Origin of the sequence: Candidatus Litorirhabdus singularis, from assembly GCF_026262625.1 — a bacterium.
In the GTDB taxonomy this organism is placed as follows: Bacteria; Pseudomonadota; Gammaproteobacteria; order Pseudomonadales; family Halieaceae; genus Litorirhabdus; species Litorirhabdus singularis.
In genome coordinates this window covers 1-13,986 of the sequence record NZ_SHNN01000006.1, presented here as the reverse complement: position 1 = coordinate 13,986, position 13,986 = coordinate 1, and the positions used below count along the sequence as shown (strand labels likewise).

General features: G+C 54.2%; 12 protein-coding genes. 9 read left to right on the top strand and 3 right to left on the bottom strand.

The annotated features are described in order from the left end of the window. Window positions 1-76: 76 nt before the first annotated feature. Window positions 77-967: an outer membrane protein assembly factor BamD gene (locus EYC98_RS20290; protein WP_279247236.1), complete on the bottom strand. Its 891-nt coding sequence runs from the start codon at window positions 965-967 to the stop codon at window positions 77-79. Window positions 968-1,047: 80 nt separating this feature from the next. On the opposite strand from EYC98_RS20290, the gene rluD reads away from it, so the two are divergent. The 3 genes from rluD (at window position 1,048) to clpB (ending at window position 5,349) form a co-directional block, all read left to right on the top strand. Beyond that, window positions 1,048-2,022, top strand: a complete 975-nt coding sequence (rluD, locus tag EYC98_RS20285) for a 23S rRNA pseudouridine(1911/1915/1917) synthase RluD (RefSeq protein WP_279247235.1) — start codon at window positions 1,048-1,050, stop codon at window positions 2,020-2,022. Further along, window positions 2,006-2,677 carry a peptidoglycan editing factor PgeF gene (gene pgeF, locus EYC98_RS20280; RefSeq protein WP_279247234.1) on the top strand — a complete coding sequence of 224 codons (672 nt, stop codon included), beginning with the start codon at window positions 2,006-2,008 and terminating at the stop codon, window positions 2,675-2,677. Before rluD ends, pgeF begins: the two co-directional genes overlap by 17 nt. Before the next feature lie 95 nt (window positions 2,678-2,772). After that, entirely contained in the window at window positions 2,773-5,349 is a 2,577-nt protein-coding gene (clpB, locus tag EYC98_RS20275; RefSeq protein ID WP_279247233.1) for an ATP-dependent chaperone ClpB, read from the top strand. A gap of 84 nt (window positions 5,350-5,433) precedes the next feature. On the opposite strand, the gene EYC98_RS20270 is transcribed toward clpB, so the two are convergent. Further along, on the bottom strand, window positions 5,434-5,907 hold the full coding sequence (locus tag EYC98_RS20270; RefSeq protein WP_279247232.1) for a DUF4124 domain-containing protein: 474 nt from the start codon (window positions 5,905-5,907) through the stop codon (window positions 5,434-5,436). 441 nt (window positions 5,908-6,348) lie between these two features. On the opposite strand from EYC98_RS20270, the gene EYC98_RS20265 reads away from it, so the two are divergent. Continuing rightward, window positions 6,349-8,094 (top strand): acetolactate synthase 3 large subunit, encoded by a 1,746-nt coding sequence (locus EYC98_RS20265; RefSeq protein WP_279247231.1) that lies wholly within the window; start codon window positions 6,349-6,351, stop codon window positions 8,092-8,094. Next, window positions 8,094-8,585: an acetolactate synthase small subunit gene (ilvN, locus tag EYC98_RS20260; RefSeq protein ID WP_279247230.1), complete on the top strand. Its 492-nt coding sequence runs from the start codon at window positions 8,094-8,096 to the stop codon at window positions 8,583-8,585. Before EYC98_RS20265 ends, ilvN begins: the two co-directional genes overlap by 1 nt. A gap of 84 nt (window positions 8,586-8,669) precedes the next feature. Here the strand turns inward: ilvN and ilvC are convergent, their stop codons facing one another. Further along, window positions 8,670-10,142 carry a ketol-acid reductoisomerase gene (gene ilvC, locus EYC98_RS20255; RefSeq protein ID WP_279247229.1) on the bottom strand — a complete coding sequence of 491 codons (1,473 nt, stop codon included), beginning with the start codon at window positions 10,140-10,142 and terminating at the stop codon, window positions 8,670-8,672. Window positions 10,143-10,260: 118 nt separating this feature from the next. On the opposite strand from ilvC, the gene ilvY reads away from it, so the two are divergent. From ilvY to EYC98_RS20235, 4 genes are all read left to right on the top strand, one after another. After that, window positions 10,261-11,202, top strand: a complete 942-nt coding sequence (gene ilvY / locus EYC98_RS20250; RefSeq protein WP_279247228.1) for an HTH-type transcriptional activator IlvY — start codon at window positions 10,261-10,263, stop codon at window positions 11,200-11,202. Between the two features lie 4 nt (window positions 11,203-11,206). Then, window positions 11,207-12,031: a CDP-diacylglycerol--serine O-phosphatidyltransferase gene (gene pssA / locus EYC98_RS20245; protein ID WP_279247227.1), complete on the top strand. Its 825-nt coding sequence runs from the start codon at window positions 11,207-11,209 to the stop codon at window positions 12,029-12,031. A gap of 84 nt (window positions 12,032-12,115) precedes the next feature. Continuing rightward, window positions 12,116-13,093, top strand: coding sequence for a protein-methionine-sulfoxide reductase catalytic subunit MsrP (gene msrP / locus EYC98_RS20240; RefSeq protein ID WP_279247226.1), 978 nt, complete (start codon window positions 12,116-12,118; stop codon window positions 13,091-13,093). Beyond that, window positions 13,093-13,686, top strand: coding sequence for a protein-methionine-sulfoxide reductase heme-binding subunit MsrQ (locus EYC98_RS20235; protein ID WP_279247225.1), 594 nt, complete (start codon window positions 13,093-13,095; stop codon window positions 13,684-13,686). The genes msrP and EYC98_RS20235 overlap by 1 nt, the downstream gene beginning before the upstream one ends. The last annotated feature ends 300 nt before the right edge of the window (window positions 13,687-13,986 follow it).

The following is a 13,986-nucleotide window of genomic DNA, read 5'->3' as shown; positions in this document are numbered from 1 at the left end:
GTCGGCATCATTCAGGCCGATTTTTGGGAGCTTTCTCTGATTCCCGCAGCCTGTGGAATCGGCGAGCCGCGTTGGCCTAGTAGCCGGCGTCTTCTGGACGGTTATCAAACTCTGGTGGTTTGGGCTGGCTGACGAGTCCCAGCGTCAAGCGGTTGATGATAGAGCGCTGTGGCCCTTCCGCTGTGTAGTTACTAATAAAGTTGCCATTGTCGTCCAGCGATGAGTGCTCTGGATAGTTCAGGGCCAGCACGGCCAGTGAATTGTCGGCCAGCTCACTCAGCCCCATCAGGGTATAACCCTGCACCATTACCGCCAACCCATCGGCTACAGCAGGTGTCTGCTGAAAGTTCTCTACTACGAAGCGACCACGATTGGTCGCTGCCAGATAGGCACCGCGCTTGAAGTAGTAGTTGGCAATATTGATTTCGTTGCGCGCCAGCAAGTTGCGTAGGTGCACCATCCGTGCTTTGGCATCGGCGGCATACGAGCTGTCTGGATAGCGGGCCAACAGCTGGGCAAATTCGGCGAAAGACGTGCGGGCATGACCGGTATCGCGCTTGGTTTTGTCGCTGGGTATAAAACGATCGAGAAAGCCCTGGTCCAGTGTGTAGGAGGCGAGGCCTTTCATATAAAAGGCATAATCGACATTGGGGTGTTGAGGATGCAATCTTATGAAACGATTAGCCGCCTCGATTGCCGCTTCATGTTCGTAGTTGTTGTAGTGGGCGTAAATTAGCTCCAGCTGCGCCTGCTCAGCGTAGCGTCCGAAGGGAAAACGTGATTCCAGTAGCTGTAAACTCTGTACCGCCAACTCATAGTTGCCGCCGCGCAGATAACGCTGCGCAGTCTGGTATAGTTCGGCCTCAGAGGAGCTGGCGCCTGGTGGCAGGTTCAGCTCATCGTTGCTTGAACAAGCTGTCAGTAGCAGCGCGAGCAGACCAAAGATTAGGATTTTGAGCTGGGGCATGGAGTTTCCGTGGACGTGCTAATATACCCAATTGGGGCCATTAAAGGCCGCTATTTAAACACAGGATCATAGCTGAAGCCATGGCGGAGACTATTCAGGCAAGTGCAGTTGTTGCACCCGAGCAACATGGGCTGAGGTTGGACCAGGCGGCGGCAGAATTGTTTCCCGATTACTCGAGGTCGCGGCTACAGGAGTGGATTCGCAGTGGTGCGCTCAGCTGCGACGGCGAACAGGTGCGGCCGCGCGATAAAGTGCGGGAGGGCGCTGTATTGGAGCTACTCGCTGAGTTAGAGGCCGAAGTCAGCTGGCTGCCTGAGTCGATCAAGTTGGATATCGTTTATGAAGACGCCAGTATTCTGGTGGTCAATAAGCAGGCAGGGCTGGTGGTGCACCCGGCAGTCGGGCATCGGTCCGGCACCCTGGTAAACGCGTTGTTGTCTTATTACCCGGAGCTGGTCAACTTACCCCGTGCCGGTGTTGTGCATCGGCTGGATAAAGACACCTCCGGACTTATGGTGGTAGCGCGATCCTTGACGGCGCATGCTGACCTGGTGCGACAGCTGTCTGAGCGCACCGTTAAACGCGAGTATATGGCCGTATGTATTGGTGCCATGACCGGGGGTGGTCGCATTGATGTGCCGCTGGGGAGACACCCGCGGGATCGCAAGAAAATGGCGGTGGTGGCGGGCGGTAAAGAAGCGATTACCCATTATCGAGTGGCGGAGCGTTTTGGCCACCACACCGCTATTTCGGTGCGCCTTGAGACCGGTAGAACGCACCAGATACGCGTGCATATGGCTCATCAGCATTACCCGCTCATTGGTGACCCCACCTACGGTGGCCGCCCGCGCATACCACGCGGTGCAGAACAACCGTTGATTGACGGTTTGCGAGGCTTCCCGCGGCAGGCATTGCATGCGCGTGCGTTAGGTCTTATCCATCCGCAACAGCAGGAACTTTGCGAATGGGAGGTGCCGTTGCCGGCGGATATGGATGAGCTGCTGGGTTTACTGCGGCGTTTTGACCCGGTGGTGCCTGATGGCCCAGCTTATTGAGGCTGACTGGCCGGCGCCCGCCGGTGTCAGGGCATTTACCACCACTCGGCCACAGGATCAGTTCACTTCATTGGCGGAGCTGACGGGAGCGCGCAAAGCGGTTTTGGAGTTACAGCAAGTGCATGGGACCGGCGTGATTAGCGCTGGCGAATGGTGCCCTGAAGTATCGGCAGATGCCTGTATCAGCGACGTTGTCGACGTGGCATGTCGGGTGGTGACCGCAGATTGTTTGCCGCTGTTGATATGTAACCTGCAAGGTACTGAAATTGCGGCTGTACATGCCGGTTGGCGCGGCCTCTGTGCTGGGATTATCGAGACAACGCTGGCGGCGATGAAATCACCAAATTCCGAGCTAATGGTTTGGCTTGGTCCGGCTATCAGCCAGGCCCATTTTGAAGTAGGCGCTGAAGTACGTGAGCAGTTTCTTGACCAGGCCATTGGAGACACCGCTGCAACAAGTGATTGTTTCCTGCCCGGGGCCGCCGAAAAATATTTTGCTGACCTCTATCAACTAGCACGCATCCGCCTTGACCAATGCGGTGCCGGGTCCGTTTACGGCGGTGCCTATTGCACTTACGGTGCCCCCGAGCAGTTTTATTCTTATCGGCGCGACGGCGCTAGCCAGCGCATGCAATCGATTATTTATCAGCTCTAACAGGCGCTATCTCCACACTTGAAACAGGGTTTATCGACCCCATATATAGACTCAAGTGAAGGGCTTCGATGGAAGTCGCCGAAGGAGAATGCAAAATGAGAATGGATAAACTGACCAACTCGCTGCAGCAAGCATTGGCTGAAGCGCAGTCCCTTGCCGTAGGGCGAGACCACAATTTTATTGAACCAATACATCTACTGTTGGCGCTCTTAAGTCAGCGCGGAGGCACCTGTGGACCCTTGCTCAGCAAGGCGGGTGTGGATGTGCCAAGCCTGCAGAGTAAGACTGAAGCTGCCGTCGAAGGTTTGCCCAAGGTGAGTGGCGGGGAGGCTGAAGTACATGCTTCGGCTGATTTGGGGCGGGTCCTCAACCAGGCTGATAAACTGTCTCAGCAGCGCTCTGACGACTATATATCCAGTGAACTGTGTTTGCTGGCGATAGTGCAGGGCAAGAGCCCGGCCGCCTCGCTGTTACAGGATGCCGGCCTTACCGTGGCGCTACTTGAGACTGCTATCGAAGAGGTTCGCGGTGGCGAAGCTGTGAATAACCCTGACGCCGAAGAGTCCCGTCAGGCACTAGAGAAGTACACCATTGATCTTACTGAGCGGGCGGAGCAGGGTAAGCTGGATCCGGTCATTGGGCGCGACGATGAGATTCGCAGAACCATTCAGGTGCTGCAGCGCCGTACCAAAAACAATCCGGTGCTGATCGGGGAGCCTGGTGTGGGTAAGACCGCGATTATTGAAGGTTTGGCTCAGCGCGTGATTAACGGTGAAGTTCCCGAGGGACTGCGTGGCAAGCGTATATTGTCACTCGACCTTGGCTCGCTGTTGGCTGGTGCCAAGTTTCGCGGCGAGTTTGAGGAGCGTCTGAAGGCTGTTCTAAATGCGCTGACCAAGCAGGAAGGTCAAATTATTCTGTTTATTGACGAACTGCATACCATGGTTGGTGCGGGTAAGGCTGAGGGTTCTATGGACGCCGGCAATATGCTTAAGCCTGCTTTGGCAAGGGGTGAACTGCATTGTGTGGGGGCGACCACTTTAGACGAATATCGCCAATATGTAGAGAAGGATGCTGCCCTGGAGCGCCGCTTCCAGAAGGTATTGGTAGACGAACCGAATGAAGAGGACACCATTGCCATATTGCGTGGGCTCAAGGAGCGCTATGAAGTTCACCACGGGGTAGATATTACTGACAGCGCGATCATTGCGGCGGCAAAATTGTCGCAGCGCTATATCACAGAGCGCAAGCTACCGGATAAGGCGATTGACCTGATCGACGAAGCGGCGAGTCGGATTCGAATGGAAATTGATTCCAAACCAGAGTCTATGGATCGGCTGGAGCGGCGCCTTATACAGCTCAAGATTGAGCGTGAGGCGGTTAAAAAGGACACTGACCCGGCTGCGCAAAAGCAGGTGGATAAACTGAACGAGGATATCGAGCAAGTGTCGCGGGAGTATGCGGACCTGGATGAGGTCTGGAAAGCCGAGAAAGCAACCGTGCAGGGTGCTGCCCAGATCAAGAGTGAGCTGGAACAGGCGCGTATGGAATTGGAGGCGGCGCACCGTGCCAGTGATCTCACGCGTATGTCCGAGCTTCAGTACGGAGTGATTCCCGATCTGGAGAAACAGTTGCAGTTGGCCGATGAAGCCGACACCACCGAGAAAACCCTGCTGCGTAATAAAGTGACCGAGGAAGAAGTGGCCGAAGTCGTATCGGCCTGGACCGGTATTCCAATTTCCAAGATGCTGGAAGGTGATAGGGAAAAGCTGCTGCGTATGGAAGTAGCGTTGCAGGCGCGCGTGGTGGGGCAGGCAGAGGCGGTTACCGCAGTTTCCAATGCCGTCAGGCGTTCGCGCGCTGGGCTGTCCGATCCCAATCGTCCCAACGGATCGTTTCTTTTTCTGGGGCCCACCGGAGTGGGTAAAACCGAGTTGTGTAAGGCATTGGCAGCGTTTCTCTATGATAGTGAGCAGGCCATGGTGCGGGTAGATATGTCGGAATTCATGGAAAAGCATTCGGTGTCCCGTTTGATTGGAGCTCCGCCTGGATATGTGGGCTATGAAGAGGGAGGCTATTTGACGGAAGCCGTGCGCCGCCGTCCTTATTCGCTGTTGTTACTCGATGAGGTGGAGAAAGCGCATCCGGATGTTTTCAATATTCTGTTGCAGGTATTGGAGGATGGGCGTTTAACCGACGGTCATGGTCGTACCGTAGACTTTCGTAATACGGTGATTGTGATGACCTCGAACCTTGGTTCGGATCTGATTCAGGAACTGGCGTCTGAGAGTGATTACGCAGTGATGAAAAAGTCTGTAATGGGTGTGGTAGGTAATCACTTTCGACCGGAGTTTATTAACCGGATCGACGAGTCGGTAGTGTTTCACCCGCTGGGTAAAGAGCACATTCGCAACATCGCCGATATTCAGCTGGATGATCTGCGTAAGCGCTTGGCCGAGCGCGAGCTAAGCCTGGAGTTGGATGACGCCACGATCGATAGACTGGTTGAAGTTGGTTTTGATCCGGTGTACGGAGCGCGTCCACTGAAGCGTGCTATTCAGCAGGAGCTGGAAAACCCGCTGGCGCAGGACATACTGGCCGGTAAGTTTGCTCCGGGTGAAGTTATCCGAGGTAGGCTTGATGGCGAGCGGGTGGTGTTTGAGGTTGGCTGAAGCGGTGTTAGTGGGGTCTGCAGGTAGTGTCCGCTGCAGACTCCACGCTACCAGCTGTTGCTAGCGGTTTGCGTTGGGCAATAATTAATTACAGTGTACTGCGATCATGTCTTCGGCTTTGCGCCGCTGGGTGGCCTTTTCTTCCTCGGACAGAAAACGCATTTCACCGTCGTCATCACGAATACGAATACGGGCCACCGAATCCAGAGTATCAATATTGGCCTGAGCCTGTTGACAATACTCGGGGTTTTTCTCAATGGTAATTTGTTGCTGGGCTACGGTTTCTGTTGAAGCCTGTGGCTTTGGCATGGCGGGAGCGGCGCTGCCGCCGGGTGCAGCTTCTGCCGCTACTGATCGACTAATGCCGGTATCAGTTGATACAAATTTGTAGTCCGTGCCGGCCGGTGGCGGGCGATCCCCGAGATGGGTGCGCCCGCTGGTATCGGTCCACTTGTAATAGCCTTCTTCTGCGCACACATTACTGGCTAACACGGTAGTGCCAATCAGTACCAGTGCCGGTACTGCCTGTCGCAAAAATTTCGCCAGTCGTATAGTCAAGGAACCCACCTGTTACAGCCTCTTTAATAAGTCTCAAAGTACCCCAAATCCCTTGCCCTGCGCAATGCCAACTATGCACAAGTGGTTGACTTATAAGACAAAGGCGCAAACAATAGCGCGCTCAAGGCAGTGAGGAGACTTGGCGCGTATTGCACCCGGCGCTCCCCCTGATCGGCAAACGTGCTGACCCAGGCTGCTTTGTAATCGTCACCGGTGACTGTCGTATTGATAGCATCGAGGCCACACAGCTGCGCTATCTCGCAGGGCGACCGCAACACGGGTACGCCAGATCGGTTTCCTAAAGGGGGACCTGTGTGTACTTGTCACCGCCGGTTGTCGAGGATAGTGGAGCTTCTCAGGTTAAAAACCTCAGATCAGCCCCGCACACAGTCGGGGCCAATGGTTGGTTCCCGTAAGTCATGAGCTTGGGAGACTGACAAAATGGAAATGTTATCCGGTGGCCAAATGGTCGCTCGCGCGTTGGAAGATGAAGGGGTTGAATTTATTTTCGGCTACCCGGGCGGATCTGTTCTGCACATCTATGACGCACTCTTCAATGAATCGAAAATACCGCATATTCTGGTGCGCCATGAGCAGGCAGCTACGCATGCTGCTGATGGTTATACCCGTGCGACCGGCAAGACTGGTGTCGTTCTGGTGACGTCTGGTCCCGGCGCAACTAATGCGATAACCGGTATTGCCACTGCTTACATGGACTCCATTCCCATGGTAGTGCTATCGGGTCAGGTGCAGTCGCACCTGATTGGAGAGGATGCCTTCCAGGAAACGGACATGGTCGGTATATCGCGGCCTATCGTCAAACACAGCTTTCTGGTGAAGAAAGCTGAGGATTTACCGCGCACGATTAAGAAGGCGTTTCATATCGCTGCCACAGGTCGTCCCGGCCCGGTCGTTATCGATATTCCCAAGGACATCACCAAGCCGGAAGAGAAATTTGAGTATCACTACCCAGAGTCGGTCAAGCTGCGCTCCTATAACCCGTCGCAGCGCGGTCATGCGGGGCAGATAAAGAAAGCCGTCAAGTTGCTGCTGTCTGCTAAACGTCCAGTCATTTACTCCGGCGGTGGAGTGATACTGGGTAATGCCAGCGAACTGCTGACCGAGCTGGCGCAAACTCTTAAATACCCGGTGACCAATACACTGATGGGTTTGGGTGCATACCCGGGCAGTGATCCTCAGTTCTTGGGTATGCTGGGTATGCATGGTTTTTATGAAGCCAACATGGCGATGCACGAGAGCGATGTCATTCTCGCCGTAGGTGCTCGCTTTGATGACCGGGTCACTAATTCTCTGGATCGGTTTTGCCCGGGTGCCAAGATCATTCACATTGATATTGACCCGACGAGCATCTCTAAGACAGTACCGGCGGATATCCCCATAGTGGGTCCGGTCGCTTCGGTTTTGACCGATATGCTGAACCAGGTCAGGGCTCAACGCGAGCAGGATGCCGCGCTGCCAGACGCTGACGCGCTGGCAACCTGGTGGCAGCGGATAGAAGGCTGGCGTGAAAGTCATGGTTTGTGGACTGCGCCGCGCTATCAGCAAGGCGACGGGATAATGCCGCAGCAGGTTATTGAGTCGCTGTATCGCGCCACTGCTGGTGATGCTTTCGTAACTTCTGATGTTGGCCAGCACCAGATGTTTGCCGCTCAGTATTATCGGTTCAACAAGCCGAGACGTTGGATCAACTCAGGCGGGTTGGGCACCATGGGCTTTGGGTTCCCATCGGCGATGGGAGCCAAGCTTGCGTTTCCTGATGCAGACGTCGCTTGTGTTACCGGCGAGGGCAGTATCCAGATGAATATTCAGGAGATGTCTACGTGCACTCAATACGAGATACCGGTGAAGATTATTAATCTGAACAATGGCTACCTTGGGATGGTCAAGCAATGGCAGGACATGCAGTACGAGGGCCGTTACGCTGAAAGTACCTATGCCGACTCGCTGCCGAATTTTGTGAAGCTGGCCGAGGCCTATGGTCATGTCGGCATGAAGATTGAGAAGCTTGCTGATCTCGATGCGGCTATGGACGAAGCTTTTGCTATGAAAGACCGGCTAGTGTTCATGGATATTCTGGTGGATCCCTCAGAGCATGTTTATCCGATGCACATCGCGCCTAATGGCTCGATGGCGGATATGTGGCTGAGCAAAACGGAGAGAACCTGATGAGACGCATACTATCGATTCTGCTGGAAAATGAACCGGGAGCCCTGTCACGTATTGTCGGTCTTTTCTCGCAGCGCGGGTACAATATTGAAACGCTCAACGTGGCTCCTACCGATGATATCTCCCTATCGCGTTTGACCATGACCACTGACGGTGATGACAAGGAAATTGAGCAGATTACCAAGCAGCTGAACAAGCTGGTAGATGTGGTCAAAGTGGTAGACCTCACCGAGGGGGCGCACATTGAACGTGACTTAATGCTGATCAAAGTCCGCGCACTGGGACCGGACCGAGCTGAGATTAATCGCTGTGTGGAAATCTTTCGCGGGCAGGTCGTTGATGTTGGCCCTAGCGTTTATACCATTATGTTGTCTGGCACGGCGGCAAAGCTTGATTCGTTTATTGAGGCACTTGGTGATACTACGGTGTTGGAAGTGGTGCGCTCCGGTGTGGCGGGTATATCGCGCGGTGAGCGGGTCTTAAGTCTTTAGTCTTTATAAACTAAAGCGGGGCAGCTAGCTGCCCCGAGTATTCATTGAACCTGCCGCAGGCGTTGCGCCCGCGGCAGGCATCATCTAGATGATGGACTTCATTGCTGTCATGTGGCCGCGCAGCACTTTACCCACCTGCTCAACAGGGTGTGAGCGGATCGCCTCATTGATAGCAATCAGTTCCTGGTTGTCGACACTGTTGTCGCTACCCATACCTTTGCCAATAATGTCGGTATCTACTTTGGTCATGAAATCTGCCAGCAGCGGACGACAGGCATGATCAAACAGGTAGCAGCCGTACTCCGCCGTATCTGAAATCACCACGTTCATTTCATAAAGCTTTTTGCGAGCGATAGTGTTGGCGATCAGCGGCGTTTCATGGAGTGACTCGTAGTACGCAGACTCGGCGATGATGCCGGCAGAGACCATAACTTCGAACGCCAATTCAACACCCGCTTTACACATAGCTATCAGCAAGATGCCGTGGTCGTAATATTCCTGCTCGCTGATTTCCTCGCTGGTATTCTGCGCCTTCTCAAATGCGGTTTCTGCAGTCGCCGCGCGCCAACCCAACAGGTTGGCATCATCATTGGCCCAGTCTTCCATCATGGTGCCGGAAAAATGGCCGCTCATGATATCGTCCTGATGCTTTTCATACAGGGGGCGCATGATGTCCTTGAGTTCTTCTGCCAGATAATAGGCGCGTACTTTTGCCGGGTTGCTCAGGCGATCCATCATATTGGTGATACCGCCGTGCTTGAGCCCCTCTGTGACTGTTTCCCAGCCATACTGAATCAGTTTGGAGGCATAGCCGGGTTCCAGGCCCTTTTCGACCATTTTGTCGAAGCAGAGAATGGCGCCAGTCTGCAGCATGCCGCAGAGAATGGTTTGTTCACCCATCAAGTCTGACTTCACTTCGGCGATAAAGGACGACTGCAGTACGCCGGCGCGGTGGCCGCCGGTGCCCGCCGCGTAGGCTTTGGCAAGCTCAAGGCCATCGCCGCGGGGGTCGTTTTCAGTGTGCACTGCAATCAGTGTCGGTACACCAAAGCCGCGCTTGTACTCTTCGCGCACCTCGGTGCCAGGACACTTGGGCGCTACCATGATAACGGTGAGGTCTTCGCGTATTTTCATGCCTTCTTCAACGATATTAAAACCGTGAGAGTATGACAGGCAGGAGTCTTGCTTCATCAGCGGCATAACTTGTGCAACGACACTGGAGTGCTGCTTGTCTGGAGTCAGGTTTAAAACTACATCGGCGGTGGGAATCAGTTCTTGATAGGTGCCAACGGTAAAGCCATTTTCGCTGGCATTCTTCCATGACTGGCGTTGTTCGGTGATAGCAGCGTCACGCAAGGCATAAGATACGTCGAGACCACTGTCGCGCAGATTCAGTCCCTGGTTCAGTCCTTGAGCGCCGCAGCCGACGATAACCAGCTTTTTACCCTTGAGTTTTTCTACGCCGTCGGTGAATTCACTGCTATGCATAAAGCGGCATTTACCCAGTTGTTCCAACTGCGAACGCAACGGTAAGGTATTAAAGTAGTTCTGGCCCATGATCAGGTCTCCTTGGCTGGCGTTTGACCAGCACGATTGTGTGAAAAAATAGGAGGGCAATGTAGCGGAAATTCAATGTTGCGTAAAACGAAATAATATAGATACACTGTTGCGATAAGTGCAATACAATAGAGAAATGGATACGCGTTCACTGCAGCTTTATCTGACGCTGGCCGAGACCCTGAGTTTCAGTCGCACGGCAGAGCTGCGCCATATCAGTTTATCTGCGGTTAGTCGCTCGCTGCTGAGGATAGAAGAAGAAGTGGGGCAGCGACTCCTGGAGCGCGATCGGCGCAGCGTCAGGCTTACCCCTGCCGGGCACCAGTTTCGCGACTATGCTCAGGCTGCGCTAGGTGACTGGCAGCGCATAGTCACGGAGTTGCGGCCCGACAATGCCGTTTTAGGCGGAGAAATCCGTGTCTATTGTTCGGTAACGGCCAGTTATAGCGTACTCAGTCCTATCCTTGAACAGTTTCGCGAGGATTACCCTGGTATTGAAATATTGCTGCATACTGGCGACTACGCGGATGCCGTAAGCCGCGTGCAGTCCGGTGCTGATGATGTGTCGGTTGCCGCCGGACCGGATCTCTTGCCCAAAAACCTACGCTACCAGACTTTGCAATTATCGCCGTTGCGTTTTGTAGTACCGGCTTTTAGCTGCGCGGTTGCTGATCAGGTCAGGGCTCAAGTAGGGTCCGAGGGTACCGTCGAAGACTGGGCTGATATTCCCTTCATCGTTACCGAGCGTGGTCTCAGTCGCGAGCGCCTCGATACCTGGTTTCGCGGGCGGCCGGGTAAACCACGAATTTATGCGCAGGTAGCCGGGCACGAGGCCATCGTAGCGATGGTAGGGCTGGGGCTAGGTGTAGGTGTGGTACCTGATCTGGTGTTGGACAACAGCACATATCGGGATAAGCTAGAGATCGTGCCGGTGTCTGCTGCCCTGGGAACTTTCCCGGTGGGCCTGTGTGCATTGGTGCAACGATTGGAAAACCCGCTGGTGCAAGCGTTCTGGCAGACTGCGGCACGCGCCTATGCGGGCACTCAAATAACTGGATAAAGGTATGAACGAAGACAAACCAACAGAACCTGAAAATTCCACGAGTATCGATCTTGATATTCTCGTTGACGAACATGAGGAAGAAATATCGGTAGGCGGTAAGACGGAGCGCCATCGCGGCGTGTATTTGTTGCCGAACCTGTTTACCACTGCCGCTCTGTTCGCAGGTTTCTATGCCATTATTGCTGCGATTCGCGGAGAATTTGAGGCTGCCGCTATCGCCATTTGTTTCGCCGGATTTTTTGATGGACTGGATGGCCGGGTGGCACGTTTGACCAACACCTCAAGCAAGTTTGGTCAGGAGTACGATAGTCTATCGGATATGGTGTCCTTCGGTGTGGCGCCGGCTCTGGTGGTATTCACCTGGGGCTTGGGTGAACTGGGAAAATTTGGATGGTCGGTAGCGTTTATCTATGTCGCCTGCGCGGCGCTGCGTCTGGCGCGTTTTAATGCGCAGATCGAAGAGGCAGACAGCACGTGGTTTACCGGGCTTGCCAGTCCGGCGGCGGCGGGTGGTATCGCAGCCACGGTTTGGGTCTGTCATGATTTGGGTTGGTTGGGTGCCAATGTGCCCTTTGAAGCGTCCGTCGCCGTAGCTATATTGACCGCTGTGATTGGCTTGTTGATGGTTGTGAATGTGCCTTATTTTAGCGGTAAGGGTTTGGACTTCAGTGGACGAGTGCCGTTCGCCGCTATCTTGGTCGTTGTTTTTCTGTTCTCGCTGGTAACACTGGACCCGCCTAAAGTGCTGCTGGCGACATTTGTTATTTACGCATCCTCAGGGCCTTTGATGCTGTTGATCAAGGGGCGACCGAAGGCGCCAGCCTAAGACGCCGATAAGCCGAGCCGCGCGATGTGGAACTTTGCCGGGGTTCTCTGTCTAATCCCCTGTTAACTCGCTACGGATATCAACATGCGCAAGAAAGCTCCTTATCAGCCTCCCTCTATCCCGTCGTCGGAAATCACCAGTGAATCGGTCTGGTTAAAACGACGACACTTTATGTCAGTCGCCGCTGGCGGGTTGATTGCGGGTGCCCCGCTGGGACGCGCACTAGCCGCTTCGGGTTCGCTGAACTATGCTGCTGCGTCTAACGCTAGCCCGGGTGGTTTTTATACGGGAGAAAAACAGACTCCCTTTGATGACGTTACACGCTACAACAACTTTTACGAGTTTGGCACTGGCAAGGATGATCCGGCGAGCTATGCCCACGAGATGTCCATTGATCCCTGGTCGTTGCAGGTCGATGGAGAGGTCGAAAAGCCCGGTACGCTCAATCTAGAGGATATTCAGAGTGGCTTCGATCTGGAAGAGCGGGTCTATCGCTTGCGCTGTGTCGAGGCCTGGTCGATGGTGGTGCCGTGGGTTGGATACTCGCTGGCAGATTTATTGAAGCGCTTTCAGCCTACTTCAAAGGCCAAATATGTGCAGTTCTATACTCTGCAGGACCGCAAACAGATGCGCGGGCAGCGCTCTTTTACCAGCACTATAGATTGGCCGTATGTAGAAGGCCTGCGTATGGACGAAGCGATGAATCCGCTGACGTTTATGGCAACCGGTTTATACGGCAAAGATATACCCAATCAAAATGGTGCGCCCATCAGACTGGTAGTGCCTTGGAAATACGGCTTCAAAAGCATCAAGTCTATCGTGCGTATTCGTTTGACGGAAAGGCGCCCTAAAACCACGTGGGAAATGTTGGCGCCACAAGAATATGGCTTCTATGCCAACGTCAATCCGCAGGTCGATCATCCGCGCTGGAGTCAGAAGACCGAACGTCGACTGCCGTCTTCCCTGTTTTCGCCTAACCGCATAGATACCCAAATGTTCAATGGCTACCAGGAGCAAGTGGGACATTTGTATGCGGGTATGGACCTTAAGCGCTTCTACTAGTGCAGCGCGCTATTAAGCCCTTGGTGTTTCTGCTGTGCCTCGCGCCAGCAGTCGCTCTATTTATCGCCGCCCTGCAAAATCAGCTGGGGCCGGACCCCGCTGAGGCCTTGCTGCTGGAGACCGGTGAGTTCGCACTTCGCTTTCTTATAGTCACCTTGATGATGTCGCCGCTACGCAGCTGGCGCGGATGGTCGTGGCCATTAAGGTATAGGCGTATGTTTGGCCTGTTTTGCTATTTCTACGCGTGCCTGCACCTGCTGCTATTTCTGCAGTTCCATTTGGGCTGGGAGGGAGCTCGGGTCTTGGAAGAGTTGCTAGAAAGGCCCTACATCACAATGGGTTTCGGCGCCTGGCTACTTATGTTGCCGCTGGCGCTGACATCTACCCGTGCTATGCAGCGTCGCTTGGGACGCAACTGGCGTCGTCTGCATCGGTTGGTGTACCCGGCGCTGATGCTCGGGTGTCTGCATCTGGTATGGCAGTCGCGTTCTGATATCGGCGAAGCCCTTGTTTACAGCGTAATAGCGGCGATCCTGCTGGGTTTTCGGTTGGTCCCGGCGCTGCGCCAGCGCAAGGCGGCCGCGCAGGGTTAGCTAAGCCTGACTAGCTGACGCCAATAACTGTCTAGTTGCAGGCATTAATAGACCCGAATAACGCTTTAGCGGCGCCGAAATACAAGGTATTGCATGGGCGCAAGCAGCGCCGTTTCAGGCGCTGCGGATTAAATACAAATATAAATACTAAATCGCTTGCAGGCGGGTCCGCGATACGTATAATACGCCTCCTTGGTTCGGGGCAATCCCTGAATCGAACTGCGGTCCCAGAGGCTTGCAGAGTTGTTTAACAAGAAGATAAAGACAGATGTGTGGGCACTTGTGGAGTGTATTTCTCTT

Coding starts and splice junctions, on each gene's coding strand:
- EYC98_RS20265 (WP_279247231.1), top strand. CDS start 6,349: ATGGAAATGTTATCCGGTGGCCAAATGGTCGCTCGCGCGTTGGAAGAT.
- msrP (WP_279247226.1), top strand. CDS start 12,116: ATGCGCAAGAAAGCTCCTTATCAGCCTCCCTCTATCCCGTCGTCGGAA.
- clpB (WP_279247233.1), top strand. CDS start 2,773: ATGAGAATGGATAAACTGACCAACTCGCTGCAGCAAGCATTGGCTGAA.
- ilvC (WP_279247229.1), bottom strand. CDS start 10,142: ATGGGCCAGAACTACTTTAATACCTTACCGTTGCGTTCGCAGTTGGAA.
- pssA (WP_279247227.1), top strand. CDS start 11,207: ATGAACGAAGACAAACCAACAGAACCTGAAAATTCCACGAGTATCGAT.
- EYC98_RS20290 (WP_279247236.1), bottom strand. CDS start 967: ATGCCCCAGCTCAAAATCCTAATCTTTGGTCTGCTCGCGCTGCTACTG.
- pgeF (WP_279247234.1), top strand. CDS start 2,006: ATGGCCCAGCTTATTGAGGCTGACTGGCCGGCGCCCGCCGGTGTCAGG.
- rluD (WP_279247235.1), top strand. CDS start 1,048: ATGGCGGAGACTATTCAGGCAAGTGCAGTTGTTGCACCCGAGCAACAT.
- ilvN (WP_279247230.1), top strand. CDS start 8,094: ATGAGACGCATACTATCGATTCTGCTGGAAAATGAACCGGGAGCCCTG.